This window comes from Paraburkholderia silvatlantica, assembly GCF_003096715.1.
GTDB classification, from domain to species: domain Bacteria; phylum Pseudomonadota; class Gammaproteobacteria; order Burkholderiales; family Burkholderiaceae; genus Paraburkholderia; species Paraburkholderia silvatlantica.
Map to the genome: position 1 here is coordinate 1 of NZ_QEOL01000032.1, position 24756 is coordinate 24756.

A 24756-nucleotide genomic window follows, 5' to 3' on the forward strand; every position below is an offset into this window, starting at 1 on the left:
TCGAAGGCGCGGTAGCCCGTGCCCATCACAGTACCGCTCGCCTGCTTAAACGCGCTAAAGGCGGGACATCTTGATCAAGACCTTGAAAGGGCTGGCGCTTAGCCCTCGAAATCGAGCCCGCCTAGCAGCACCTCCGGCTCGCCTTGCGTGCGTGAAGCGAAATCGACGGAGCGCGCCGACTCCCATGACGCGAGCTTGCGCCCGGTCGCTTCGAGGTAGTGCTCGAAGCGCGCTTCGCCGCCGGGCTCCATGAGGCGCTCGATCTCCTCGGTGTCCCAGGTCAGCGCGACGTTCAGCGGATAGACATACGGATGCCAGTGCCCGTTCGCGACGCCCCGCAGCCGCACGCGCGTGGGATGGCCATGCCCGGCGCTGGGCACGACATCGACGTGCACCGAGGGACCGAATTGTTTCGCCAGCTTCGCCGCGATGCGTGGTGCGAATTCTTCCTCGAACCGGCGAACGGCTTCGATACTCATGCGCGGAACACTCCACGGAGAACTGACTGAACGTTAAGGCACTGCGGGCCGCGGCTGATTCACGCGGCTGCATCGCGCAACCGGCACGCGATTCGCCGCAACCGTGCAGCACGTCCTCCCGGCATCCTACCGCGCCGCCGGCAGGTCAGCCAATGCCCGGCAGCGCACCGCCGCTCAAGCCCCCTCACGCCGCGCGGCGCTCGCGCGCGGCCACGAGGCTGCGCACGCCTTCGAGCGAATACAGGCCGAGCGCGACCCAGATCGCGCCGTAACCAACGGCCTGCACCGCGCCGAACGGCTCCCCGTAGATGAGCACGCCGGTGAGCAGCTGCAGCGTGGGCGTGACGTACTGGATCAGGCCGAGCATCGACAGCGGAATGCGCCGCGCAGCCGCGCCGAAGAGGAGCAGCGGAACCGCCGTGATCGGGCCGGAGGCCGCGAGCAGCAGCTGCAGCCCGCGCGAGGCATGCGTGAAGTGGCTAGCCCCCGCGAGGCCCACGATCGTCAGATAAACGATCGCCACGGGAAAGAGCAGCACGGTTTCGAGCGCGAGGCCCTCGAGCGCACCGAGCTGCGCAGTCTTGCGCAGGAGCCCGTAGCCGCCGAAGGTCACGGCGAGCGCGAGGCTGATCCAGGGCGGCGCGCCGTTCTGCCAGGTGAGCCACACGACGCCCGCGGCGGCCAGCGCCACGGCCGCCCACTGCAGCGCACGCAGGCGCTCGCGCAGGAACGCATAGCCGAACAGCACGTTGATGAGCGGATTGATGAAGTAGCCGAGGCTCGCCTCGACGATGTGCCCGGCATTGACGGCCCAGATATAGATGCCCCAGTTGGCCGAGAGCAGCACGGCGCTCGCCACGAAGCGCCCGAGCAGGCGGCGCTCGCGCAGCGTGGGCCCAAGCCAGCGCCAGTGGCGGCGCACGACGAGCACGGCGACCACGAACACGAGCGACCACGCCATGCGGTGCGCGAGCATTTCGAGCGCGGGGATCTGGTGCAGTGTCTTGAAGTAGACGGGGAAGAGCCCCCAGAGAACGAATGCAGCGAACGCGTAGAGGATGCCGGGATTCATGTTCGATTCTGATTGTGGCGGCGCCAGTCCTGTGCGGCGCTGTTCGGCGCGTGCCGGCGAGAGAGACCGGGGCTCATGCGAAGGTAATTGAAAGCCAGGCGGAACGCGCCCGATTTCGCTTCACCCTGCGCCAGGCCGCCGGTTTTGCGACAATAGCGGATTTTCGCCGCCAGCCCTGGCCGTTGTCCAGCCTGACGCGCCGCTTACGGCGCGCGCTGTTCTCGACGCGTCGGGCGATGGCGTAGCCCCCTGAACCGGCCTCTTCGCGCGCGATGTCCTTCCCCCATATCGATCTGCTGTATTCGCTCTCCGGCCTGTTCGTCGGATTTCTGGTCGGCCTGACCGGCGTGGGTGGCGGCTCGCTGATGACGCCGATCCTCGTCCTGCTCTTTAACGTCCACCCCGCGACGGCGGTCGGCACCGACCTGCTCTACGCAGCCGCGACCAAATCCGCGGGCACGCTCGTGCACGGGCTCAAGGGTTCGGTGGACTGGCGCGTGACACTGCGGCTCGCGGCCGGCAGCGTGCCCGCGGCGACGATCACGCTGATCCTGCTGCACCGCTACGGCATGGACACGCCGCGCGCCGGGCATCTGATCCAGGCCGTGCTGGGCGCGGCGCTGCTCATTACGGCCGTCGCGCTCATCTTCCGACCGCAGCTCGCGGCGTTCGCCTCGCGCCACCGCCACGCGCCGGGCGAAGCGCGCACGCTCTTTTTCACGATCCTCACGGGCGCGGTGCTCGGCGCGCTCGTCTCGCTCACCTCGGTGGGCGCGGGCGCGATCGGCGTGACCGTATTGCTGCTGCTTTACCCGGCGCTGCCCACGGTGCGCATCGTCGGCTCCGATGTCGCGCACGCCGTGCCGCTCACGCTCCTCGCGGGCGCGGGCCACTGGCTGCTCGGCTCGATCGACTGGCACATGCTGCTGTCGCTCCTGTGCGGCTCGCTGCCTGGCATCGCGATCGGCAGCCTGCTTTCGTCGAAGGCGCCGGAAAAGCTGCTGCGCGTGCTGCTCGCCGCGACGCTCACGCTCGTGGGCGTACGGCTCGTGCTCTCCTGAACGCGGCGCACGTCGCCTGCATCCCGCGCGCGGCGCAGGCACTCAGGCGTGGGGCGCCTGGCGGAAAAATCGACCGTTGAGATCGACCTCGAACTGGCGCAGCCATTGGCCGCGGGCGTCGATGCGGTAAGCCTGCGCCCAGGCGCCGCGCCGTACGATCAGCATGTCGCCGTGCTCCGGGTCGTTGGGATCGGCTTCGCCGCGAATGTCGAACTGCATGGGCGCAAAGCCGTGCCGCGCACAGGCCAGCTCGAAGGCCGCCCGGTCGACGAGCGGCAAGTCGGTGTACGTATGAATGGTCATGGCGATTTCCTGCTTTCCAGCGATGAGGCCGCGCTCGACCTCGGGAAAGACGCGCGATATCCACGGTATACCCCCAACTGCGGGAAGACTGTGTGTCAAGCTACACTTTGGCGGCCGCAGTGCAACATGACGAAATCGCATGCCGGCTGGGCGGGTTGGTGCACTACGCGCACAAGCTGACGGCATCGAGCGGCAACCCGCGTCCAATGTACATTAACCGTACGTCTGCCAGGCGTAGGCGCATAAGAAAAGCCCGGCCTGGGAAAGCCGGGCTTTCTGGTGATGCGTGGCCGCAGGCGTCCCGTTTGCGGGACGCATCGCAGCGCTTATTGCGGCACTTATTGCTGCATGACCGTCAGCTTGTTCGTCACCGACGTCACGCCAGATACGCCCTTCGCAACTTCGCCAGCCTTATCGATCTGACCCTCGTCAGGCACCGTGCCGGTCAGCGTCACTGCGCCTCCATGCGAGCGCACGGTGATGTTCGAAACGTCGACGCCCTGGGCCTTCGAAAGCGCCTTGCGCACCGTGTAGCCCAGCTTGCGGTCGGCCTTCTTGGCCGACGTCGCCGGAGCAGCCATCGCAGCCGCGGGTGCGCTCGCCGAGTTGTCCTGCGCGTACGACGCGCTGCAAGCCACCGACAGGCACAGTGCCGCGCCCAGCGTCTTCAGAATAGCGACCGATTTCATGTTTTCTCCTTGTGTCTTCGCGTTGTTGCGGGTTGTTGTCTGGAATAGGACCGCCTGCCTTGCTGGCGGACGGCTCGAAGGCCGCCCGTCGGCTACGGCCTGACGGCTTTGTTACCACTACCGATGGCCGCGCACGGCGCGCAATGCGCGCGTACACGGCCAGCGTCTGGACGCGATGCGAGAGGCAAGGATGAAAGGACGTCGAATTACGTAGCTTCGAATTACGTTGCTTGTCAGGTCCGCCCGGACAGGTCTGTGCCTGTTTGCTGTTGTGATGCGCCTTGCAAAGCGCAGCAGGCGAATCACAATTTAGCCTGGCTGTGGCGCAAGCGCAAAGAGTTTAGCGTAGACGCATACGGCATGCGCTCAAGGTGTCCGCGAGGCCGCGGGCATGCCGCCGCAACGCCGATTCTCATGTACCATCGGCCCCACAGAGCCCGCCCTGGCGCCTGGTCCAACCCGGCGCCAGGGCGGGCCCGGCGCGGACCCGCCCCGCACTCCCCGAACGATCCGAACTATCCGAGGCCCGCCCCACCCCGATGAAGTCCCGCACCGGCCGCAAACCTCCTCCCCGTCTCGTCGCGCGCTTCGTGGCGATCTCGTGGCGCGACCTGGCCGTCACGTTCGGTCCCATCCTGCTCGTGAGCGCGGCGGCCATCTGGCTCGCGGTGCGCCTCATCCAGCCCGCGCCGCCCAGCACGCTCACCATGAGCGCGGGCCCCAGGGGCAGCACCTTCTGGAACGCCGCGGAAAAGTACAAGGCCATCCTCGCGCGCAACAACATCACGCTGAACGTGCTCGAATCGGAGGGCTCGGCGCAGAACCTGCAGCGTCTCGCCGACCCGAAGTCGAACGTCGACGTCGCTTTCGTGCAGGACGGCCTCGCGAGCAAGGTGCCGGGCGGCCTCGTCTCGCTCGGCAGCGTGGCGTACGTGCCGCTCGTCGTGTTCTATCACGGCCCCGTCGCGAGCCGCCTCTCGCAGTTCGAAGGCCAGCGCATCGCCATCGGCGCCGAGGGCAGCGGCACGCGCGAACTTGCGCTCACGCTGCTCAAGGCGAACGGTATCGAGCCCGGCGGCGCGACGAAGCTCCTGCCGCTTTCCGGCGAGGACGCCGCGCGCGAACTCGTGGCAGGCAAGATCGACGTCGCCATTCTCGCGGGCGACTCCGCGCAGCCGCCCGTCATGGGCCGCCTCTCGCGCATGCCGGGCATACGCTTCTTCGACTTCGTCCAGGCCGACGCCTACGCGCGCCGCTTTCCTTACCTCACGGCCATCACGATCCCGATGGGCGCGTTCGACTTCGGGCGCAACCTGCCGGCAGCGCCCCTGCATTTCATTGCGCCCACGGCCGAGCTAGTCGCGCGCGACTCGCTGCATCCCGCGCTCTCCGACCTCCTGATCGAAGCGGCCAAGGAAGTGCACGGCCGCTCCACGCTGCTGCAGCGCGCCGGCGAATTCCCGGCGCCGCGCGCCCAGGACTTCCCGATCAGCGCCGACGCCGCGCGCTACTACAAGTCGGGCAAGAGCTTCCTCTACCGCGTGCTGCCCTTCTGGGTGGCGAGCCTCGCCGACCGGCTCGTGGTGCTGCTCGTGCCGATCATCGTCGTGCTGATTCCGGGCCTGCGGATCGTGCCTTCGCTTTACGCCTGGCGGGTAAAATCACGCATCTACCGCTGGTACGGCTCGCTCATCGCACTCGAGCGCGCCGCGATGGCCGACAACTCGCCCACCGAGCGCCGCGCGCTGATCCGCCAGCTCGACAAGATCGAGGAATCGGTAAACGGCATGAAAATGCCGCTAGCTTATGCGGAACAGTTCTACGTGCTGCGCGAGCATATCGGCTTCGTGCGCGCACGGCTTAGCGGGACGCGCGAAGCGCCGGACGCAGACGTTGGTGCCGAAGGGGAGCAGGCAGAAGCAAGCGCCGGCAATGCTAAGGCGCCGCAAGGCGGGAGCAACGACGCAGGCACAGCGGGTACGGCAGGTACAGAGGCGAGCCATGCAAACGAAAGCGGCAGCAATGAAACAGGCGAGCGCACGCATTAGCGCAGCTGCACGCATCTTGAACCGAACAATGGGCCATGCAGGCAATGGCCCGGATATCGCCCTGGAGCGGAGGAACAGCATGATCGACGGCATCGACGCCAGCAAGCCAGCCTGGTTCTACGATTTCGTGTCGCCGTTTTCGTATCTGTTGCTGGAACAGCACGACAAGTGGCCCGGCTTCGACTTCGTGCCGACGCCCGTGCTGCTGTCCGAGCTATATCGCCATTGGGGCCAGCCGCAGAGCGCCGCGATACCGGCCAAGCGCGTCTTCACGTACCGGCACGCGCTCTTTCGCGCCGAGCAACTCGGCATTCCGTTCAAGATGCCGCCCGCTCACCCGTTCGACTCGATCAGGCCGATGCTGCTCGCCATCGCGGCGGGCGGCGACTTCGCGTGCGTGCGTGAGATCTTCCGCTTCATCTGGCGCGAGGGGCGCGATCCGTCGAGCGACGAGGGCTTCGAGCAGCTTTGCGAGCGCGTGGGCATTCCCCACGGCGAGTCGCTGGTCGAGGAAGAAGTCGTGCGCGCGCAGTTGCGCCGCAACACCAACGACGCGATCGCCATGGGCGTGTTCGGCGTGCCGACGTTCTGGATGAACCAGCAGCTCTTCTGGGGCGAGGACGCCTTGCCGATGGTGCTCTACTGCGCGCGCAGCCCGAACTGGCTCGACTCGCGCGAGGTCAAGCGCATCAGCGCGCTGCCTTCCGGGCTCGCGAAGCCGGTTGCCGGGTGACGGGCAGCGCGCCGCAGAACCATCCGGCGCGCAGTCTTCTGATGCCGGTCATGCCGTGCGCCCTATGGCGGCGGCGCGCGAGCAGGCATATGGTTATGGCTGAATGCGTGCGCGCAACGCTGTGCGTCGTCGCGCACGCGCCCTTGCCCGCCACACCCCATGGACGACGATCACGCCCTCACCCTCGACATCTGGCTGGTGCGCGTATTGCGCACGCTGCTGGTCGAGCGCAGCGTCACGCAGGCCGCGCTGCGCCTGAACCAGACCCAGCCCGCCATCAGCACGGCGCTGCGCCGGCTGCGCGAGATCCTGGGCGATCCGATCCTCGTGCGCGGCAAGGCCGGCATGGTGCCGACCGAGTATGGCGAGTCGCTGTTGCAGCACGCGCAGCGCGTGCTGCGCGACGTGGAGTTCGTGGCCACGCCGCACGGCGACTTCGACCCCGAGCGCTCGAAGCGCACGTTTCGCCTCGCCGCCCCCGACTACCTCAACGACTTTTTCATGCCGACGCTGATCGCGCGCTTTCGCGAAGCAGCGCCGGCGGCGCGGCTGGAAATCCTCTCGCTCTCGCCCACGCTCGACCATCACGGCGCGCTGGACGCCGGCGAGCTCGACATCGTGATCGGCAACTGGCCGAAGCCAGAGGCGCGTTTCGCGCGCAGCGACCTGTTCTCCGACACGGTCGTCTGCATGATGCGCGCGGATCATCCGCTCGCGCGCCGCGAACTCACGCGCGAGGCGTATCTCGCCGCGCCCCACCTTGCGCCCACGCCCTACACGGGCTCGCATGCCAGTGCGATCGATCTGGGGTTTGCGAAGGCGAAGGCCGGGCGCCGCATCGTCGCGACGCTGCCCTACTTCGGGCTCGTGCCGCAGGTCCTGCTGCAGTCGGACCTGATCTTCACGACGACACGGCGCTTCGCGCAGCACTACGCGAAGCTCATGCCCCTTGCCGTCGTCGAGACGCCGTTCGCGTTTCCGCGCATTCACTGCTATCAGATGTGGCATCCGCAGCCGGACAGACCCAGCGATGTGGGATGGATGCGCGGGTTGATCGAAGCGGTGTCGGGATCGTTGACCGCCGGGCGCGGCACGAAGCGCGCCGGGGCGAGGAAGGCCGCGAGCGCGAGCGGCGAAGCGGCGCCCACGCCGCCGCTCGAAGCTGCGTGAACGAAGCAGCCTGAACAAAGCTGCCTGAGCCAACGCAAACGGGCGCCCTCATCACCGAGGCGCCCGTTTCGCCTAGTGCAGCCCATGCAATCAGGCGCGCTCGAGCGCGGCCGTTTTCACTACCGCCGGGCGCTGTGCCACCCGCATCTGCATGAGTTGCGCGGCGACCGCGACCGCAATCGACGAAGGCGCCTTGTCGACGATCCCGGCCACGCCGATCGGGCACGTCATCTCGTCCATGCGCCCGGCCTCCACGCCGCGCTCCATGAGCCGCCGCTCGAACTTCACGCGCTTCGTTTTCGAGCCGATGAGGCCGAACCACGCGAAATCGCGCCGCCGCATGATGCGCTCGGTCAGCTCGAAGTCGAGCGCGTGATTGTGCGTCATCACGAGGAAGTACGCGTCCGCCGGCGCTTCATCGACGATGGCCGCCGGCGTGTCCGTCGCCTCGATCTGCACGTTGGCCGGCACCTCGTCGGGGAACAGCTCGTCGCGCTCGTCCACCCACTGCACGACGCACGGCAGCATGCCGAGCAGCGTGACGAGCGCGTGCCCCACGTGGCCCGCGCCGAACAGGACGATATGCATCGGCCCGTAGTGCGGCACCGGCGTGCTGCGGCGGCCGACGATCACGCGCCCCGCATTGTCCAGATGCGCGTCGACACGCATGTAATGGTCAGGACGTCGATTCATTTCGCAGCCCCCGCGCGCGCCATCGCCCGCACCGCGCGCACGCCCTTGAGGATTTCCTCGGCGGTAGCGGGCGCATTCATCGGCGGATTGAAACGGTAGTCGGCCACGCTCGCCACGGCGTCGCGAATCGCGAAGAACACCGAGAACGGCAGCAACAGCGGCGGCTCGCCCACGGCCTTCGAGCGATGGATGCTGTCCTCCGCGTTGCGGTTCTCGAAGAGCCGCACGTTGAATTCGGCGGGCGTGTCGTTCACGGTCGGAATCTTGTAGGTGGACGGCGCATGCGTCATGAGCGTGCCGTCCGGCTTCCACCACAGCTCTTCCGTGGTGAGCCAGCCCATGCCCTGAATGAAGCCGCCTTCCACCTGCCCCACGTCGAGCGCCGGGTTCAGCGATGCGCCCACGTCGTGCAGCGCATCGGCGCGCAGCACGCGCATTTCGCCCGTAAGCGTGTCGATCACGACTTCCGAGACCGCCGCGCCATATGAGTAATAGTAGAACGGCCGCCCGCGCAGCGTCGCCTGATCCCAGTACAGCTTGGGCGTGGTGTAGAAACCGTCGGACCAGAGCTGGACGCGCGCGAGATAGGCCTTCGAAACCACCGTTTCGAACGGCACGATCGTCTCGCCCACGATCACGGAGTCGTTGGCAAAGCGCACGTCGGCGGCGCTGACTTCGCCCTTGCCGTACGTCGCCGCTGCGAGCGCGGCGAGACGCTCGCGCAGCTGGCGTGCGGCGTCCTGCGCCGCCTTGCCGTTCAGGTCGGTGCCGGTCGAGGCCGCGGTGGCGGACGTGTTCGCGACCTTGCTCGTGTCCGTGGCGCTCACGCGCACGCGGCCGAACTCGATGCCCAGTTCGTGCGCGACCACCTGCGCAACCTTCGTGTTCAGGCCCTGGCCCATTTCGGTGCCGCCGTGGTTCACGAGCACCGAGCCGTCGGTGTAGATGTGGACGAGCGCGCCCGCCTGGTTGAAATGCGTGACGTTGAACGCAATGCCGAACTTGACCGGCGTAAGCGCGATGCCCTTCCTGAGCACGGCGTTGTTCGCGTTGAATTCGCGAATCGCGGCGCGCCGCGCGCGATAACCGCTCGTTTGCACCAGCTCGTCGATCAGCTCGTGAATGACGTTGTCTTCCACGATCTGGCCATAGGGCGTCTCGTTGTTCTGCGTCTTGCCGTAGAGATTGCGGCGGCGCACGTCGAGCGAATCGAGGCCGAGCGTGCGCGCCACGTCGTCCATGATGTATTCGATCGCGAACGCGCCCTGCGGGCCGCCGAAGCCGCGAAACGCCGTGTTCGACTGCGTGTTGGTCTTGCCGCAGAAGCCGGCGATCGACACGTCGGGCAGCCAGTAGGCGTTGTCGAAGTGGCAAACGGCGCGCGTCATCACCGGGCCGGAAAGGTCCGCGGAAAAGCCGCAGCGCGAGGTCATGTCGACCGACACGCCTTCGATCGTGCCCTGGTCGTCGTAGCCCACTTCGTACGTGTAGTGGAAATCGTGCCGCTTGCCCGTGACCATCATGTCGTCGTCGCGGTCGGGGCGCAGCTTCACGGGGCACAGCAGCTTCCACGCGGCGAGCGCTGCGCAGCAGGCAAAGAGGCCCGACTGCGATTCCTTGCCGCCGAAGCCGCCGCCCATGCGGCGGCACTCCACGAGCACGTTGTGCGAGGCGACGCCCAGCACGTGCGCGACGAGGTGCTGCATTTCGCTCGGGTGCTGCGTGGAGCACCACACGTGCATGCCGTCGTCGTCCTTCGGCACCGCATAGGCAATCTGGCCTTCGAGGTAGAACTGTTCCTGGCCGCCCAGCAGCATCTCGCCTTCATGGCGATGCGCGGCGCGCGCGGCTCGCGTGGACGCCTCGCCGCGCGCAAGCTTCATCGGCGGCAGCACCGACTGCTGCGCGGCGCGCGCCTGCTGCGCCGTGAGCACGGCGGGCAATTCTTCGTACTGCACCTCGGCGCGGCGGGCGGCAAGGCGCGCCGTGTCGTGCGACGTCGCCACGACGATGAACATGGGCTGGCCCACGTACTGCACGACGCCGTCGGCAAGCACCGGATCGTCATGGACGATCGGGCCGCAGTCGTTCACGCCGGGAATGTCCTCGGCCGTGAGCACGGCCACGACACCGGGCGTCGCGCGCACTTTTGCGAGGTTCATCGAAACGATGCGGGCGTGCGGCTTCTGCGACAGCCCGAGCGCGGCTTGCAGCGTGCCGGCCACGACCGGAATGTCGTCGGTATAGGTGGCGCGGCCGCTCACGTGCAGATGCGCGGACTCGTGCGGGCGCGAGACGTGCACCTGCGCGAAGGGCTCGCGAGCCTTGAGTTCGTCCAGGAACGGTTCGGCTTGCTGGTTCATTGTTTCGTTCTCCGTATGTCTTTTCCGGTTCCTGAATGTCTCAAGCCGTTTCTGCCGCGACGTTGCGCACATTGAGCGCTTGCGGCGCAAGCGGATTGTGCGGACGCGTTTCGAGCCAGAAGCGGTACAGCGTGTTCTTCGCGGCCTCGAGGCGGTAGTCGCTCGTCGCGCGCATGTCGGACAGCGGCGCGTAGTCGTTGCCGAGCGCGATCATCGCGGCCTGCGCCGTGGCTTCGTGCCATTGCGCGCCGGCGAGCACGCCTTCCGCGTGGGTCGCGCGCTTCGGTGTGGCCGCCATGCCGCCAAAGGCAATGCGCGGCTCGCGGATCACGTCGCCATCAGCGATATAGGCGAAGGCGGCGCACACGGCCGAGATGTCCGAGTCGAAGCGCTTCGAGATCTTGTAGGTGCGAAAGCGCAGGTTCGCGCGCACGCCGGTGCGCGTGGGCACCTTGAGCGCGAGCACGAACTCGTGCCCGGCCATGTCCTTCTTCTGATAAGCGAGGTAGAGGTCTTCGAGCGGCATGTCGCGCTCGACGTCGCCGCCGCGCAGCACCACGCGCGCGCCCAGCGCGATGAGCCCCGGCATCGAGTCGCCGATGGGCGAACCGTTTGCGACGTTGCCGCCGATCGTCCCCGCGTTGCGGATGGGCAGCGAGGCGAAGCGCTGCCACATCTCTTCGAGTTCCGGATAGTGCCTGGCGAGTTCCGCGTAACCACGCTCGACACTCACGCCCGCGCCGATCTCGATCCATGCGTCGCTCACGTCGATGCGGCGCATCGCGTCGACCTGCCCCACGTAGACGATGTCGCCGAGTTCGCGCATCTGCTTCGTGACCCACAGGCCGATGTCGGTGCTGCCCGCGAGAATACGCGTGTCGGGGCGCGCGGCCTTGATCGCGGCGAGCGCTTCGACGGTGCGCGGCGCGTCGTACTGCTGGCCGCCGCTCTCGTAGTGGAAGGTGTCCTCGCGCTCAAGCGTGGCGAGCGTCTGCGCGAGCGCCTTCACGTCGATTGGCTGCTTCGGCGCGCCGGACTGGAACATCTGCTCGGCGGCGTCGAGGATCGGCCGGTAGCCCGTGCAGCGGCACAGGTTGCCCGTGAGCGCGTTGGCGATCTCGTCGCGCGAAGGCACGCTGCACGCGCCCCTGGCGCCACAAGCGTGATTGGACTGGCCCGCGTGCTCGTGACCATGCTTCTCGTAGAGCGCCCACATCGACATCACGAAGCCCGGCGTGCAGAAACCGCACTGCGAGCCGTGGCAGTCGACCATGGCCTGCTGCACGGGGTGCAGCGAGCCGTCGGGCTGGCGCAGGTCTTCGACAGTGAACAGTGCACGGCCGTCGAGCGTCGGCAGGAACTGGATGCAGGCGTTGACGGCCTTGAAGCTCACGCCGCCCGCCTCGTTGCGCTCGCCCACCACGACCGTACAGGCGCCGCAGTCGCCTTCGGCGCAGCCTTCCTTGGTGCCGGTGCAGCGCGCGTCTTCGCGCAGGTACTGCAGAACGGTGCGGGTGACGCCCGTGTCGCTGACTTCGCGAATCGCGTTGCGGTGGTAAAAGCGGATCGGCTGGCTCATGGTTTCTGGCTCGTCGTTGGCTGCGGCTCGCAAAAGGCGTATGCCGCTCGAGTGGACGATTCGAAAACTATCACTGCCAATATTGGCAACCCATAGCGGCAGGAGCATGGGGAATATATCGCCGGATCGATAAATCGGCGCGCTCCAGTGCGGATGCGCTTATGTCGAGGTGTCTCGATTGCACGGTTTCAAGGCTGATTTGCGAATATCGGACATATTCGGCTGACCGTTTACCCGTTCGAACGCCGATATCTGCGCAGAAAAATGCGTGTTCCGCCAGCCGGAACAGCTTTTCAATTTCTGCATAAAAACCGGTTCCATGGGAGAATCACGCCTTTCCCGCCGTTTTCCATCCGCATTTCCCCCATGTCCGCTGATTTGGCGCCCCCGCGCAAAGCCGCGTCGACGACCCTGCAGATCATTCCGGTCGTCTTTTTCACCTTCCTCTGCTACCTGACGATCGGCATTCCGCTCGCCGTGCTGCCCGGCTATGTGCACAACGACCTCGGTTTCAGCACCGTGGTGGCGGGCGCCGCGATCAGCGTGCAGTACATCGCCACGCTGTGCTCGCGCGCGCTCGCGGGCCGCTCGGCGGATACGCTCGGCCCCAAGAAAACCGTGACGATCGGCCTGACGATCTGCGGCGCAAGCGGGCTGCTGCTGCTGCTCGGCACGCTCGTCGATCACTGGCCGGGCCTCTCGCTCGCGCTGCTGGTGGTGAGCCGCCTGTTGCTCGGCTGCGGCGAAAGCCTGTGCGGCACCGGTGCGATCCTCTGGGGCATCGGCCGCGTGGGCACCGCGCACAACGCGAAGGTAATCTCCTGGAACGGCATCGCCACCTACGGCGCGCTCGCGATCGGCGCACCGCTGGGCGTGGTGATGGCGCACGCCCTCGGCTACTGGATACTTGGCATTTCGGTCATCGCGTTGGCCGCGCTCGGCTTCTGGCTCGCGCGCCCCATCGCGCCCGTGCCGATCGTGCACGGCGAGCGCATGTCGTACCGCAGCGTGTTCACGCGCGTGCTGCCGCATGGCATCGGCCTCGCGCTCGGCTCGGCGGGCTTCGGCTCCATCGCGACCTTCATCACGCTGTTCTACGCCGCGCGCCATTGGCCCAACGCCGCTTTCACGCTCACGGTATTCGGTCTGATGTTCATCGGCGCGCGCCTGTTGTTCGCCAACACCATCAAGCGCTTCGGCGGCTTTCGCGTCGCCATCGTCTCGTTCTCGTGCGAATGCGCGGGCCTCTTGCTGCTGTGGCTCGCGCCCACGCCGCAAGTCGCGCTCGCGGGCGCGGCGCTCACCGGTTTTGGCTTCGCGCTCGTGTTCCCGGCGCTCGGCGTCGAGGCGGTCGGGCTCGTGCCGCCCGCCAGCCGCGGCGCGGCGCTCTCGGCCTACTCGGTGTTCCTCGATCTCTCGCTGGGCATTACCGGCCCGCTCGCCGGCTATGTGGCGAATCTGTTCGGCTATCGGTCGGTGTTTCTCTTCGCCGCCATCGCGGCGGCTTGCGCCGTGGCGCTTTCGGTATCGCTCCATCGCAAGAGCGTGCGCGCGCATGGCGCACATAGCGCGCAAAACGCGCGCGGGGAATAAGCGGCAGGCGCGCCGCGTTAGTCACTATGTCGATGCCTGCGTTCGCGATGAGCCGCGCGACGCGTCCGCAATGCACCCGCAGGTCGGCGTCGTCGGTCATAGCGCGGCTAATGCCTCGCCGGACAGCCCTGCGCGGGACTTCCTGCGAGCTTCCCCAGGAGGAAATCATCATGAAGCGATTCAGGATGGTGCTTGCGTGTTTCGTTTGCCTCGGCATGGCCGCGGCTTCCGGATCCGTTGCCGCGAGCGGCGACATGAATCAAGGCGGCAACGGCGCGTCGAGCAGTTCGACCAATTCCTCAGGCGGTGGCTATTGAGCGGCGCGCAAGGCGCGCCGGACTGGGAAGTGGTTTTGCGTTCTGGTCCGGCGCGTGAATTGTGATTGCCCAGCAACTTCTGCGCGACCCGAACGCGTTCTCTTACATCGGCGGAACGACACCGTTCTTTTCGACCACCACGCGCTGCGCGGCATACGTACCCTGTGACGCGGATTTCGCGACCACGAAGACCTGCCTGCCTGGCGCCAGATCGGGGCGCGCAGCCGGCACGAAGGTGACGACCGGCACATTCGGCGGCACCGTGACCTCATTGCTGCCGCCCTTGTACGACAGCTTCAGATTGCGGCCGTCCGTGCCCTGCACGACGGTATCGACATTCGCATTGGTCATCGTGCTGTTGGGGCCGAGGTCCCACGCGTAGTGCCCCTCCCCCGTACCGCGCGCGGCCTCCGGGAAGACCACGACTTCGGTCGCCGTCAGCTTGCCGTCCGTACCGGTCGTCGCGGCCGTGCCGACGAACGTACCCGGCTTGATGTCGGATAGCGGCATCGACTTGACGGACGAGATGGGAACGTTGGCCGCGAGGTCGATCGCGACCGTATCGCCGCTGCGTCGATGGACCTTGAGAACATCGCCATCGAGAGAAACGATATTGCCGCGGATACGCACGGGCTTCGCGTCAGGCGTCTGCGCGAGCGCACTGCCGGCAAGCGCCATTGCGGCAAGGGCCGCTCCAGCTTTGAGTCGAATGGTCATGAATGCTCCATGTAACGGACAGGCATTGAGGAAAAAGTCGATTGCACTTCAGGAACCGCCGAACCAGTTATAGCCCTGGTTCTCCCAGTAACCGCCGGGATACTCGTTCGTCACCGTGATGGCGACGATATGCTTCGGATTCTTGTAGCCGAGCTTGGTCGGCATGCGCAGCTTCATCGGAAAGCCGTATTTCGGCGGCAGCACGTCCCCGTCATAGGTCAGCGTAAGCAACGTTTGCGCGTGCAACGCTGTTGGCATATCGATGCTGGTCCAGTAGTTATCGGCGCAATGGAGCGCGACGTACTTCGCTGTCGTGTCGGCGCCCGCACGGCGGAGAAAATCGGAGAAACGCACGCCGCCCCAGTGCCCAATGGCGCTCCAGCCCTCGATGCAGATATGGCGCGTGATCTGGCTTTCCTGCGGCAGCGCGCGGAGTTCGTCGAGGGTCCATGTGCGTTTGCCGTTCGCGCGCCCTCCTACCTGCAGCCGATAGCTCGCGGGATCGACTTCCGGTACGTCGTCGATGTCATAGAACGCGTTGAAAGGGAAAGGCCGCGTGATCATCGACTCCGGATACGTCGGCGCCATCCTGTGCGGATCGAACAGCAGCGCCTGCACGCGGTCATTGAAGAACGACATCTTGCGCAGCATGGTGTTCACCGACTTGTCGTTCGAGAGGTCGCAACCCGAGAGCATCGCAATGCCGCCGAGCGTGAGGATCTGTCTGCCGAGCAGTCTGCGAGCGGGACTCTTCAACTCGCTGCGCGCGTCCTTGATGATCGAATCCGCGTTTGAAACGAGAAACGCATTGAGTGGCTTTTTGCGAGGATGCATGTTCGATTACCGTCCGCGAATCATCAGGAGCAGCGAGCGCGGCACAAGCGCGACCATGACGACGTGCACGACGAAAAACGCGACGAGAACGCTCATGGCGAAGAAGTGGACGACCCGTGCGTTGTCGTATCCGCCCATGAGCGTTCGCAACAGGGGAAACTGAACCGGTTTCCAGACCGCCAGGCCCGAAAGGATCACGACTGCGATGTCGACGATAACAACGACATACGCCAGTTTTTGAACGGCGTTGTAGCGCGCCGGATCTTCGTGTGCCAGCTTGCCGCGCAGCGCGGCGGCGAGATCCCGGCATAGCGAACCCGGACGGATCGGGAGAAGCCTTCTCCACAGGCGCCTTGAAACGATATTGAGGACCACGTAGACGAGATAATTCGCGACCAGCAGCCACATGAACGCGAAATGCCACTGCAATGCGCCGCCAAGCCAGCCGCCCAGGGTCATGCTCGCCGGAAATTTCAGGCCGGCAAAGACAGGCGAGGCATCGTAGATCTGCCAGCCGCTTGTCACCATCAACACGACCGCCAAGGCGTTGATCCAGTGTGTCGTGCGAACCCAGAGAGGCTGAATGTTCGTTCGGCTCATGTGCAGGCTTCGTGGAAGTTGTCCGTTTGCGCTCGGATCTGGCCCGATCGTTCCGTGGCCGGCTCCTTGTTGCTGGGTAAACCTCGCATGTACGTCCCTATTCCACGGCTGCTGAAAATATTTTTCTTTCAGTTTTCCAACGGAACGCATCGATTTCCGAAGACTCCAGTCAAATCCCGTTGGGGCAAACGGCAACAGGCGCTCGAGTCGCCCGGCACGAATGCCCAAATCGCCCGAGCGAATCCTGCTTTCAGGCGCAGCGGAATAAAGGGCGCATGCGGGACGTTTTCCCGGTGTCTTCAGTACGTCACGCGTCCGGGATCGCTGTCGACGTCTGCGGCGAGTCTCGCGGACATCCCGATAAGTGGAGGTAAAAGCGTGCTGGATCGCAACCCCATCCGTCGGCGCGGCGTGACCTTGGTTCGTCTCAAACCCCACGCGGCCGCAATCGCGATGTTTGCCTGCACTGCCTGCGCAGCTGCCGTGGCCAGTGGCGATCCGGCCGATCCGGTCGATACGCCCGCACCGCTGGCACAATATCGACTCGATCCCGCCCGTTCGGGTGTGACATTCGACGTCGCGAACGTCTGGCACTCGAATCTCACGATGCGCTTCAGCCGTATAGGCGCCGAGCTCGATGGACTCGAGGGCCTGGCTTCGGGCCGCGTCACGGTAACGATCGACGCGGCGAGCCTCGAAGCGAACGCGCCGTTTGTCGCCGGAATCGCCGAAGGCGGCGGCATGCTGGACGTGGCGCATTATCCGGCCATTCGCTTCGTCAGCACCCGCCTTGTCCGGCTTGGTCCGCTCAATGGCCTTTTGACAGGCGATCTGACGATCCGCACGACGACACGCCCCGTCACGCTCGATGTCACCTTCGACACAGACCCGCACGATCCGCCGGGCGCCCGGCAGACGCTGGCCTTCACCGCCGACGGCCATTTCAGCCGGGCAGCGTTCGGGCTGACGAAATGGTCCTCCGCTGTCGGGGACGACGTGCACATGAGGATCCGTGCCGAATTCGTCAGGCTGCGTGCCGATCCGTGAATCGGCGTTTGCCGTCTCACGCGCGGGCATACGCGCATCGTCTGCCGGAAATTGGGCGGCTGCTGTCGAGCAAGCCGAAGGTGGCTTACCGGTCGAACAAGGACCTGCCCCGGAGTCTGCCAGGAATCATAAAAAAAACCGCACCCGGCAAACCACGCCGGATGCGGCCCGGACTTCAAACGTATTGCGATTCGAGGCGGCTGCGCGCCGCCCGCGCTTACTTGTTCACCGCAGCCGGATCGAGGTTCTTGCCCGTGGCCTCGTTATAACGCTGCACATATTCCTCGGTGAGCTTGCGCACCGCGCGGCCGATCTTGCGATAGTCCGACTCGTTGAGGTTCGCGAGCGACACGCGGCCCGACGGATGCGGCGTGCCGAAGCCCTTGCCCGGCAGCAGCACGACGCGCGCTTCCTCCGCGAGGCGGAACAGCAGTTCGTTGGGCTTGACCTGCTTGAGCAGCCAGTCGACGAACTCGCGCCCGAAGCGCTTCTCGCCCATGTATTCCATGTCGAGGATCGTGTAGTAGTCGACCTGGTTCGGATCGCCCTCGCCGTAGGGCACGCCCATTTCCTCGAAGAGCGCGCGCTTGCGGTGGCGAATGAGACGCTTGAGCGCGCTCTTGTACGCGTCGGGCGTATCCATGAGCGAGAACAGCGAGAACAGCACCATCTGCACCTGCTGCGGCGTCGAAAGACCGGCCGTGTGGTTCAGCGCGACAGTGCGGCTGTCGGCCACCAGCCGGTCGATGAACTTGAGCTTGTCCGGCTCGGTGGTGATCGACTCGTAGCGCTTGTGCAGTTCCTTCTTCTCGTCCTTCGGCAGCTTCGCGAGCGCGCGGTCGAGCACGTTGTCGCGATGCGTGGCGATTGCACCCAGACGCCAGCCCGTCGCGCCGAAGTACTTCGAATATGAGTACACGAGAATCGTGTTCTTCGGCGCGAGCGCGAAGAGCGAGACGAAGTTGTCGGCGAAGGTGCCGTACACGTCGTCGGTCAGGATGATGAGATCCGGACGCTCCTTCACGATCTCGGCGACGTATTCGAGGCTCGCGTCGTCGATCTTCACTGAAGGCGGGTTGCTCGGGTTCACGAGGAAGAACGCCTTGACCTTCGGGTCGCGCAGCTTGTCGAGTTCCTTCTTCGAGTACTGCCAGTTGTTTTCCACCGTGGCGTTCAGATGCACCACGTTGAGCCGGTAGTCGTTGAGTTCCGGAATCTCGATGTACGGCGTGAAGATCGGCATGCCGAGCGCGATGGTGTCGCCCGCCTTGATCAGGAAGTTCTCGCGCAACGTGTTGAAGATGTACGTCATGGCCGCCGTGCCGCCCTCCACCGCGAACACGTCGAACTCGCCGACGAACGGATGCTTGCCGATCATCTCGCGGCGCAGGTACTGCCCGACGATGATCTCCGAAAGCTTGAGCATGCGGTCCGGCACCGGGTAGTTGCAGGCGAGAATGCCTTCGCACATCTCATAGAGGAAGTCGCCCGCCGAAAGTCCCAGCTGGTCGCGCACGTACGACACCGCGCCCGCGAGGAACCTGATGCCGGGCTGCCCCTTGTTCTCGCGCACGAAGAGATCGAAGCGCTCGACGATGCCGTCGCGCTGCGGGAAGCCGCCCACGCCCTCGGGCATGTAGGCAAACGAGCGCTCCGACTCGCGCATGGCGAAGAGGCCGAGCTGCCAGAAGCCGTGGCGCGGAATCGTGGCGAGGAAGTTGGGGTTGCCGCGGCCCGCGTTGAGCATCGCGAGATTGGCCGGGCGCGCGCTCGCGCCGCCGCCGGCCGCCTTGATGAGTTCGTCCTTCAGTTCGAACGGGCTCAATGCCTCGAGACCTGACTTTTCTTTCGCGCCGTTGCCCTTCGATTTCGTTGCCATGTGTTCTCCATTGGAAGACGTTGCGCATGCCGCGGGCTTTTTTCCTCGCGCAGCACACGTTGGGTGCATGTCATGCAAGACCGACCACGAGCGGCCCGAGCAGCGTGAGCAACACGTTCGCGATCGCGTAGGTAATGGCGAACGGCACAGTGGGCACCGCGCTTTCCGCCTTGTCGAGAACGCCGCCGAAAGCCGGGTTCGCACTGCGCGCGCCGGACAGCGCGCCCGCCAGAATGGCGGCGTTGTTGTACCTGAGCACGTAGCGGCCAAACAGCATCGTGAGAATCAGCGGCACGATCGTCACCACGACGCCGAGCAGGAAGATGGTGAGGCCGCTCTGCTTGATCGTCACGACGGCCTGCAGGCCCGAGTTCAGCCCCACCACCGCGACGAATGCAGCGAGACCGAAGTCCTTGAGCAGTTGCGACGCCGCAGGCGGCATCACGCCGTACATGGGATGCTTGCCGCGCATCCATCCGAACACGAGACCCGCGAGCAGGCAGCCGCCGCCGGAGCCGAGCGTGAGCGGAATGCCGGCGACGTTCACCACGATCAGGCCCACCAGCAAGCCGAGCACGAGGCCCACGCCCATGTAGATGAAGTCGGTCTTGTTGCTGTACGCGAGTTCATAGCCGGCGGCCTGCACGGCGCGTTTCGTATCCGTCGCGGTGCCGTAGATCGTCACCACGTCGCCGTGCTCGAGCTTCGTTTCGGGCAGGAGCGGCACGGGCTGGCCCACACGCTCGATCTTCTCGATGTACACGCCATGACGCAGATCGCGGTCCACGTTCTTGCGCACTTCGGCAATCGTCGTGTGGTTCATGCCCTTCTTCGTGAAGACGAGCTGGCGCGTTTGCATCACGAGGCTCATACCGCCCGAGTCCGGCACTTCCGGCCCGATCAGCGCGCCCACTTCGACCATCTGCTCGCGGCGGCCCACCACCAGCACGACGTCGTCGCGGCTCAGCACGAAGTCGGGGGCGGCGTCGAGCATCTTGCCGGCGCGGCGAATCTTCTCGACCGCCACGAAGTCGCCCTCGGCCAGCTCGATCTGCTTGACGGTCTTGCCCGCGGCGTTCCCGACGCGGAACACGCGCCCGAACAACTCGGGCAGCGCCGTGATCTGGCCCGGCCCCGCGGCGGCGTTGCCGCCCGACATCTCGCGCTCGGCGTCCGCGGAGGCGTCCTTGAGGCTGCGGCCCATGAACTTCGGCAGGATGTTCACGCAAACGATGATCGCGCCGAGCGAGCCGAACACGTACGTGACGGCATAGCCGATCGCGACGTCGGCCTGCATGGCCTTCACCTGGTCGGGCGGCAGACCGAGGCGCGCAATCGCGTCACCAGCCGTGCCGATGATGGCCGACTGCGTCATGCCGCCCGCCGCCAGACCCGCGGCAAGGCCCTTGTTGAGGTGAAAGAGCTTCGCGCAAACCAGCACGGTGGCGAGACCCGCCAACGCCATGAACACCGCCATGGCGATTTCGCGCAGCGTCTTGCGGTTGAGCGAGTTGAAGAAGCCCGGACCGGAGTCGTAGCCCACGGCGTAGATGAAGACGGCGAACATCACCGCCTTCACGCCGTTGTCGACGGTCACGCCCACCTGGCTCACGACGACGGCCGCGAGCAGCGAGCCGCCCACGCCGCCTAGCTGGAACTTGCCGAAGTTGATCTGGCCGATCCAGTAGCCAACGGCCAGAGAGAGAAATAACGCGATTTCCGGTGATTTGTGAAAGATGTCATGCAACCATTGCATCGTACCCTCGCTTTGGAAAGAAGCCCCCGTTGCTGCTGGGGATGACCGGCAATCGAACGCCGGCCGGTCAGATCGAGCCGAAAACACCGGCCAGAATTCGTCAGCCAAACTTCGCTGCGGGCCCCACTACCACGGAGCCCATGAGTGGCAGGAGGATGTTCGACAGCGCGTAGGCGATCGTGTAGCCGATCACGGAAGTGGAGTGCCCTTCGTCGAGCGCGCCGTCGCAGCCGAGCTCGCGATACAGGCGCGCGGCTCTTCGCGCAGATTCGCGCGCTGGATCGGCGGGGCAATCTAGCTCGCGAAGAGCACGATGGTGATGAGGCCAAAGAGATCGCTCACCGCCGCGGTGCCCGCATCGAGCTTCATCACGACGGCCGCGATCATGACGAGCGCCATGACCGAGACGATCTCGACGATCGAGAGTAGTCCGCAGCGCCAGCCGCGCCCGACGTTCGCAAAAAACTGCGGACCGCCCGTGAAGGCGAGCGCGAAGATGAAGAATGCGAAAGCAATGTTCTTGGGGTCCGGCGAGATGCGCGCGCCGGTTTGCCCGAGCACGAGCGCGAGGCTCACGATCAGGGCAATCCCGGGTTGCGACTTCAGCAATTCGACGATCATGTCTGGTGTGCCGATTTACGTTTTAGTTAGCCCGAAAACATGCTCAAAATGAGACTGAACAGACATTAAATAACATGCAAAGCGAATGCAGAGGGTTATCCCCCACATGCGCGCCGATTCTTTCGCGCAGCAGAAAAGTCAATTCGCGTCAATTACCGGCTTGTGAATTACCGCGAATTCACAGACCGTAACGCCACACAGTTCACTGCAGGCAAAGGTGAATCAGACATGAATCAGACATTATAACGACCGACGCGACAGGGAACCCGCAGCTTGCGCGAGACCCGCAAGCAGGTTATCCGCAATGCACAAAGATTAGCCAGTGACAAAAACGCACAATGCATTCCCCGCTCGATAGATGCCGATTGCGTATTGAATCTTTTACAGGCTGGAAATACTGCAGCGCGTTGAGATAGATATTGTAATTTTCACCGACTGTCAATATTATTTTGTCAGATTCCCGCAGTCGTTCATTGCAGTCGTTCATTGCAGCCATCCATTCGAGGCGCATTAACCATAACAACGCGGCACGCCGTTTCGTTTCTCAACTTCGCCAGCAGTTGCAGTCTCCCTCAAACGGTCCATGCATCGAGCATACGAGGCTACACATGAACCAGATACACGCCATGCGCGTCTTCGTCGGGGTTGCGGAAACCGGGAGCTTTCGTCGCGCCGCGCAGCAGCTCGACGTCTCCAACGCGCTCGTCACGCGCTCCGTCGCGATGCTCGAGGCGCACCTGAATACACGCCTCATCAATCGCACCACGCGCAATCTCGCGCTTACCGAGGCAGGGCAGCGCTACCTCGAAGGCTGTCGTTGCGTGCTGGAGGAGCTCGACCATCTGGAGCGCTCGCTGGCGCAAACCGAAAGCGAGCCGAGCGGCACGCTGCGCGTGGTGGCCGCGGGCGCGCTCTCGCTTGCTGCGCTTACGCCGCTCATCGACGGATACCGGCGCCGGTATCCGCGCGTGAACGTGCGCCTCACGCTCGCCGAGCGGCCCGTGGATCTCGTGGAAGACGGCTTCGACGTGGGCATCGTCGGCGCCACGCCCGCACGCAACGGCGAGTGTGTGGAGCGCGCGCTCGGCACCACGACGTTCGTCCCCTGCGCGGCTCCCGCCTGGCTCGCGGAGCACGGCGAGCCGCATACGCCTGCGCAGCTCGCGCAGTGCGCGGCGGTCGCGCTGCCTCCCGAGGAGCGCAGCGCGACGTGGCAGTTCGCGAAGCCCGGCGAGCGCGCGCAGCAGGTCACGCTGCAGCCCGGCTACGCCGTGAACAACATGCTGATGGTGCGGCTCGCCGCGCTGGCCGGCATGGGCGTGGCGATCGTGCCCGCGCCGCTCGTGGCCGACGACTTCACCGCGGGCACCTTGCGCCGGCTCCTGCCCGACTACGACATCGACGATCCCGACGCGCGCATGTCGATCGTCTATCCGAGCCGCCAGTATCTGCCCGCGAAGACGCGCCGCTTCGTCGACTACACGGTCGAGCATTTCGAGCTTGCGCGTCATGCAGCGCCAATGCTGGCGAGTTCGACTGGCGCACCCAGCCGGCCGCTAAGCGTGGCGTGAGACCACATCGGGCGTGCGCAGTGAGACCATGCCGCTTGCGAACATGCGGTTAGCGAACATGCCGCTCGCGTGCGGCCTCGCGTCAGAGCCGCGGCGAGCTGCCGTCGAGCGGAACCAGCAGGCCTCCCTCGCCCGCGCCGCACATCTCACGCAGCAATCCCGCTTCGCGCTCGTGCACTTCCACGGGTAACCACAATGCCCCCGCCCATGCGAGGTAGCGCGCGCGATGCTGGCCATTGCGAAACGCCACCACGCCCTCGTGCGCGAGTCCGAGCCATCCGGCCAACCCCGGCACGCGGCGTTTGCTGATCGTCACGTAGGGCATCTGCGGCACGCGCTCGTTGTCCGGATCGAGAAACTCGCGAATGCCGCGAATCTTGCCGCTATGCCAGTCGTCGACGGGCTTGAGCACGTAGTCGGTGTCGTCGCGGTTGGCGCAGAGCAGCAGCTCGTGCAGATCGACGATCACGACGACGTGGCGCGTGCCGTCGGTCGTGAAGACGCGCTTGAAGCGCACATGGTCATACGCATCGTGGTCGGGCAACGGGACGGTCCACAACGGTCCACAAGCGGGATACGGCGAGGAATCCGAAACGGAAGTGATGCTGGACATGGACGTCGATTGCATGCGTGCGGTGTGGAAAGCGCAGTTCAGGAAATGAAACCGGCCTAAGCTACGGATGGACCATGAAATTTTTATGACGAATGCGGGGTGCATCGAGGAGCCACAGATGACGATCGAAACCTTCGGCGAGCACGTCCGTATCGAAACTCAGGCACGTGTAGCAATTCTCGTGCTCGACCGCCCGGCGCAGCGCAACGCCATCGACAGGCCCGTGGCGAATGCACTCGCTGCCGCCTTTGCGCGCTTCGAAGCAAATCCCGCATGGCTCGCGGGCGTGCTGTACGGCGCAGGCGGCACGTTCTGCGCAGGTGCGGACCTCACCGCGCTCGCCGACCCCGAACGCCGCAATGAAATCCACGCGGACGGCAGCGGCCCAGGCCCCCTCGGCCCCACGCGCATGTCGCTCAGCAAGCCCGTGATCGCAGCGATTTCGGGCTATGCCGTTGCGGGCGGGCTCGAACTCGCATTGCTGTGCGACCTGCGCGTGGTCGAAGAAGACGCGGTGCTCGGCGTGTTCTGCCGCCGCGTGGGCGTGCCGCTCATCGACGGCGGCACAGTGCGCCTGCCGCGGCTGATCGGCCTGTCGCGCGCGCTCGATCTGATCCTCACGGGGCGCGCCGTCGATGCGCAGGAAGCCCTCGCGTTCGGCCTCGCCAATCGCGTCGTAGCGAAAGGCGGCGCGCGCGAGGCTGCCGGGCAGCTTGCGGCGCAACTCGCGGCGCTACCGCAGGCCGCGTTGCTCGCGGACCGCCGCTCGGCGCTCGAACACAGCATGCTGCCCGACACCGCCGAGGCGTTGCGCCGCGAAGGCGCGCTCGGCTACCGCGCGGTGCTCGACGAAGGGCTCGCGCTCGCGGCGCGCTTCGCGGCCGGCGCGGGCCGTCATGGCGAACCGCTCGATCCACGCGAACCGTCGAGCTGAACGGGCGTCGCACGCGAACCTCGCGAATTTCCCGAACCTCGCGACAGTCGCCTGGCGTGTCGCTGGCCGCCGTGTGCAGCGCTT

The 24756-nt window shown here is 65.6% G+C and carries 22 protein-coding genes and 1 pseudogene; 9 read left to right on the forward strand and 14 right to left on the reverse strand.

Translation table 11 applies throughout. From position 1 onward, the window contains the following. Positions 1-98 precede the first annotated feature (98 nt). Positions 99-479 (reverse strand): DUF5594 family protein, encoded by a 381-nt coding sequence (locus C7411_RS32035; protein ID WP_110388144.1) that lies wholly within the window; start codon positions 477-479, stop codon positions 99-101. 184 nt (positions 480-663) lie between these two features. Beyond that, positions 664-1551: an EamA family transporter RarD gene (gene rarD / locus C7411_RS32040; protein ID WP_110388145.1), complete on the reverse strand. Its 888-nt coding sequence runs from the start codon at positions 1549-1551 to the stop codon at positions 664-666. Positions 1552-1823: 272 nt separating this feature from the next. Here rarD and C7411_RS32045 point away from each other — a divergent pair, with 272 nt between their 5' ends. Continuing rightward, positions 1824-2612: a sulfite exporter TauE/SafE family protein gene (locus C7411_RS32045; protein ID WP_110388146.1), complete on the forward strand. Its 789-nt coding sequence runs from the start codon at positions 1824-1826 to the stop codon at positions 2610-2612. Positions 2613-2654: 42 nt separating this feature from the next. Here the strand turns inward: C7411_RS32045 and C7411_RS32050 are convergent, their stop codons facing one another. Both C7411_RS32050 and C7411_RS32055 read right to left on the reverse strand, forming a co-directional pair. Then, entirely contained in the window at positions 2655-2915 is a 261-nt protein-coding gene (locus C7411_RS32050; RefSeq protein ID WP_069267822.1) for a hypothetical protein, read from the reverse strand. Between the two features lie 338 nt (positions 2916-3253). After that, entirely contained in the window at positions 3254-3604 is a 351-nt protein-coding gene (locus C7411_RS32055) for a BON domain-containing protein (protein WP_110388147.1), read from the reverse strand. Positions 3605-4143: 539 nt separating this feature from the next. Between C7411_RS32055 and C7411_RS32060 the strand changes: the two genes are divergently transcribed. From C7411_RS32060 to C7411_RS32070, 3 genes are all read left to right on the forward strand, one after another. Beyond that, positions 4144-5652 (forward strand): TAXI family TRAP transporter solute-binding subunit, encoded by a 1509-nt coding sequence (locus C7411_RS32060; RefSeq protein WP_110388148.1) that lies wholly within the window; start codon positions 4144-4146, stop codon positions 5650-5652. 79 nt (positions 5653-5731) lie between these two features. Continuing rightward, a complete protein-coding gene (locus C7411_RS32065; RefSeq protein ID WP_110388149.1) occupies positions 5732-6385 on the forward strand; it encodes a 2-hydroxychromene-2-carboxylate isomerase in 654 nt (217 codons plus the stop codon). Positions 6386-6544: 159 nt separating this feature from the next. Then, the gene (locus C7411_RS32070; protein ID WP_110388150.1) at positions 6545-7555 is read left to right on the forward strand and encodes a LysR family transcriptional regulator; all 1011 of its coding nucleotides are present in this window, start codon (positions 6545-6547) and stop codon (positions 7553-7555) included. Between the two features lie 90 nt (positions 7556-7645). Here C7411_RS32070 and xdhC read toward each other — a convergent pair whose 3' ends face one another. Genes xdhC through xdhA form a run of 3 tightly spaced genes read right to left on the reverse strand, consistent with a single transcriptional unit; the run spans position 7646 to position 12190 of the window. Next, a complete protein-coding gene (gene xdhC, locus C7411_RS32075) occupies positions 7646-8248 on the reverse strand; it encodes a xanthine dehydrogenase accessory protein XdhC (protein ID WP_181431403.1) in 603 nt (200 codons plus the stop codon). Next, the gene (gene xdhB / locus C7411_RS32080) at positions 8245-10611 is read right to left on the reverse strand and encodes a xanthine dehydrogenase molybdopterin binding subunit (protein WP_110388152.1); all 2367 of its coding nucleotides are present in this window, start codon (positions 10609-10611) and stop codon (positions 8245-8247) included. Before xdhB ends, xdhC begins: the two co-directional genes overlap by 4 nt. Positions 10612-10651: 40 nt before the next feature. Continuing rightward, positions 10652-12190, reverse strand: coding sequence for a xanthine dehydrogenase small subunit (xdhA, locus tag C7411_RS32085; RefSeq protein WP_110388153.1), 1539 nt, complete (start codon positions 12188-12190; stop codon positions 10652-10654). A gap of 366 nt (positions 12191-12556) precedes the next feature. On the opposite strand from xdhA, the gene C7411_RS32090 reads away from it, so the two are divergent. After that, on the forward strand, positions 12557-13783 hold the full coding sequence (locus C7411_RS32090) for an MFS transporter (RefSeq protein WP_110388154.1): 1227 nt from the start codon (positions 12557-12559) through the stop codon (positions 13781-13783). A 170-nt stretch (positions 13784-13953) separates the two neighbouring features. Beyond that, positions 13954-14100, forward strand: coding sequence for a hypothetical protein (locus C7411_RS37705; RefSeq protein ID WP_165822934.1), 147 nt, complete (start codon positions 13954-13956; stop codon positions 14098-14100). A 102-nt stretch (positions 14101-14202) separates the two neighbouring features. On the opposite strand, the gene C7411_RS32095 is transcribed toward C7411_RS37705, so the two are convergent. From C7411_RS32095 to C7411_RS32105, 3 genes are read right to left on the reverse strand one after another with little or no spacing between them, the layout of a single operon-like run. Then, positions 14203-14817 (reverse strand): hypothetical protein, encoded by a 615-nt coding sequence (locus tag C7411_RS32095; RefSeq protein WP_110388155.1) that lies wholly within the window; start codon positions 14815-14817, stop codon positions 14203-14205. A gap of 48 nt (positions 14818-14865) precedes the next feature. Next, on the reverse strand, positions 14866-15651 hold the full coding sequence (locus C7411_RS32100; RefSeq protein ID WP_110388156.1) for a molybdopterin-dependent oxidoreductase: 786 nt from the start codon (positions 15649-15651) through the stop codon (positions 14866-14868). A gap of 6 nt (positions 15652-15657) precedes the next feature. Further along, the gene (locus tag C7411_RS32105) at positions 15658-16251 is read right to left on the reverse strand and encodes a cytochrome b/b6 domain-containing protein (RefSeq protein ID WP_110388157.1); all 594 of its coding nucleotides are present in this window, start codon (positions 16249-16251) and stop codon (positions 15658-15660) included. A gap of 378 nt (positions 16252-16629) precedes the next feature. On the opposite strand from C7411_RS32105, the gene C7411_RS32110 reads away from it, so the two are divergent. Beyond that, the gene (locus C7411_RS32110; protein WP_243413418.1) at positions 16630-17298 is read left to right on the forward strand and encodes a YceI family protein; all 669 of its coding nucleotides are present in this window, start codon (positions 16630-16632) and stop codon (positions 17296-17298) included. A gap of 217 nt (positions 17299-17515) precedes the next feature. On the opposite strand, the gene C7411_RS32115 is transcribed toward C7411_RS32110, so the two are convergent. From C7411_RS32115 to C7411_RS32125, 3 genes and pseudogenes are all read right to left on the reverse strand, one after another. After that, positions 17516-19177 carry a bifunctional aspartate transaminase/aspartate 4-decarboxylase gene (locus tag C7411_RS32115; RefSeq protein ID WP_110388159.1) on the reverse strand — a complete coding sequence of 554 codons (1662 nt, stop codon included), beginning with the start codon at positions 19175-19177 and terminating at the stop codon, positions 17516-17518. Positions 19178-19247: 70 nt separating this feature from the next. After that, on the reverse strand, positions 19248-20933 hold the full coding sequence (gene aspT, locus C7411_RS32120) for an aspartate-alanine antiporter (RefSeq protein ID WP_110388160.1): 1686 nt from the start codon (positions 20931-20933) through the stop codon (positions 19248-19250). A gap of 205 nt (positions 20934-21138) precedes the next feature. Next, positions 21139-21554 (reverse strand): annotated as a pseudogene (locus C7411_RS32125) (aspartate-alanine antiporter); the annotation flags it as partial. Positions 21555-22162: 608 nt separating this feature from the next. Here C7411_RS32125 and C7411_RS32130 point away from each other — a divergent pair. Then, positions 22163-23125: a LysR family transcriptional regulator gene (locus tag C7411_RS32130; protein WP_110388161.1), complete on the forward strand. Its 963-nt coding sequence runs from the start codon at positions 22163-22165 to the stop codon at positions 23123-23125. An 82-nt stretch (positions 23126-23207) separates the two neighbouring features. On the opposite strand, the gene C7411_RS32135 is transcribed toward C7411_RS32130, so the two are convergent. Further along, positions 23208-23738 (reverse strand): plasmid fertility inhibition factor family protein, encoded by a 531-nt coding sequence (locus C7411_RS32135; protein ID WP_110388162.1) that lies wholly within the window; start codon positions 23736-23738, stop codon positions 23208-23210. Positions 23739-23856: 118 nt separating this feature from the next. Between C7411_RS32135 and C7411_RS32140 the strand changes: the two genes are divergently transcribed. After that, positions 23857-24672, forward strand: a complete 816-nt coding sequence (locus C7411_RS32140) for a crotonase/enoyl-CoA hydratase family protein (protein ID WP_110388203.1) — start codon at positions 23857-23859, stop codon at positions 24670-24672. The last annotated feature ends 84 nt before the right edge of the window (positions 24673-24756 follow it).

Coding starts and splice junctions, on each gene's coding strand:
- C7411_RS32140 (WP_110388203.1), top strand. CDS start 23,857: ATGACGATCGAAACCTTCGGCGAGCACGTCCGTATCGAAACTCAGGCA.
- C7411_RS32060 (WP_110388148.1), top strand. CDS start 4,144: ATGAAGTCCCGCACCGGCCGCAAACCTCCTCCCCGTCTCGTCGCGCGC.
- C7411_RS32055 (WP_110388147.1), bottom strand. CDS start 3,604: ATGAAATCGGTCGCTATTCTGAAGACGCTGGGCGCGGCACTGTGCCTG.
- C7411_RS32070 (WP_110388150.1), top strand. CDS start 6,545: ATGGACGACGATCACGCCCTCACCCTCGACATCTGGCTGGTGCGCGTA.
- C7411_RS32095 (WP_110388155.1), bottom strand. CDS start 14,817: ATGACCATTCGACTCAAAGCTGGAGCGGCCCTTGCCGCAATGGCGCTT.
- C7411_RS32045 (WP_110388146.1), top strand. CDS start 1,824: ATGTCCTTCCCCCATATCGATCTGCTGTATTCGCTCTCCGGCCTGTTC.
- C7411_RS32090 (WP_110388154.1), top strand. CDS start 12,557: ATGTCCGCTGATTTGGCGCCCCCGCGCAAAGCCGCGTCGACGACCCTG.
- C7411_RS32130 (WP_110388161.1), top strand. CDS start 22,163: ATGAACCAGATACACGCCATGCGCGTCTTCGTCGGGGTTGCGGAAACC.
- C7411_RS32115 (WP_110388159.1), bottom strand. CDS start 19,177: ATGGCAACGAAATCGAAGGGCAACGGCGCGAAAGAAAAGTCAGGTCTC.
- C7411_RS32065 (WP_110388149.1), top strand. CDS start 5,732: ATGATCGACGGCATCGACGCCAGCAAGCCAGCCTGGTTCTACGATTTC.
- rarD (WP_110388145.1), bottom strand. CDS start 1,551: ATGAATCCCGGCATCCTCTACGCGTTCGCTGCATTCGTTCTCTGGGGG.
- C7411_RS32035 (WP_110388144.1), bottom strand. CDS start 479: ATGAGTATCGAAGCCGTTCGCCGGTTCGAGGAAGAATTCGCACCACGC.
- aspT (WP_110388160.1), bottom strand. CDS start 20,933: ATGCAATGGTTGCATGACATCTTTCACAAATCACCGGAAATCGCGTTA.
- C7411_RS32135 (WP_110388162.1), bottom strand. CDS start 23,738: ATGTCCAGCATCACTTCCGTTTCGGATTCCTCGCCGTATCCCGCTTGT.
- C7411_RS32105 (WP_110388157.1), bottom strand. CDS start 16,251: ATGAGCCGAACGAACATTCAGCCTCTCTGGGTTCGCACGACACACTGG.
- C7411_RS37705 (WP_165822934.1), top strand. CDS start 13,954: ATGAAGCGATTCAGGATGGTGCTTGCGTGTTTCGTTTGCCTCGGCATG.
- C7411_RS32050 (WP_069267822.1), bottom strand. CDS start 2,915: ATGACCATTCATACGTACACCGACTTGCCGCTCGTCGACCGGGCGGCC.
- xdhB (WP_110388152.1), bottom strand. CDS start 10,611: ATGAACCAGCAAGCCGAACCGTTCCTGGACGAACTCAAGGCTCGCGAG.
- C7411_RS32100 (WP_110388156.1), bottom strand. CDS start 15,651: ATGCATCCTCGCAAAAAGCCACTCAATGCGTTTCTCGTTTCAAACGCG.
- xdhC (WP_181431403.1), bottom strand. CDS start 8,248: ATGAATCGACGTCCTGACCATTACATGCGTGTCGACGCGCATCTGGAC.
- xdhA (WP_110388153.1), bottom strand. CDS start 12,190: ATGAGCCAGCCGATCCGCTTTTACCACCGCAACGCGATTCGCGAAGTC.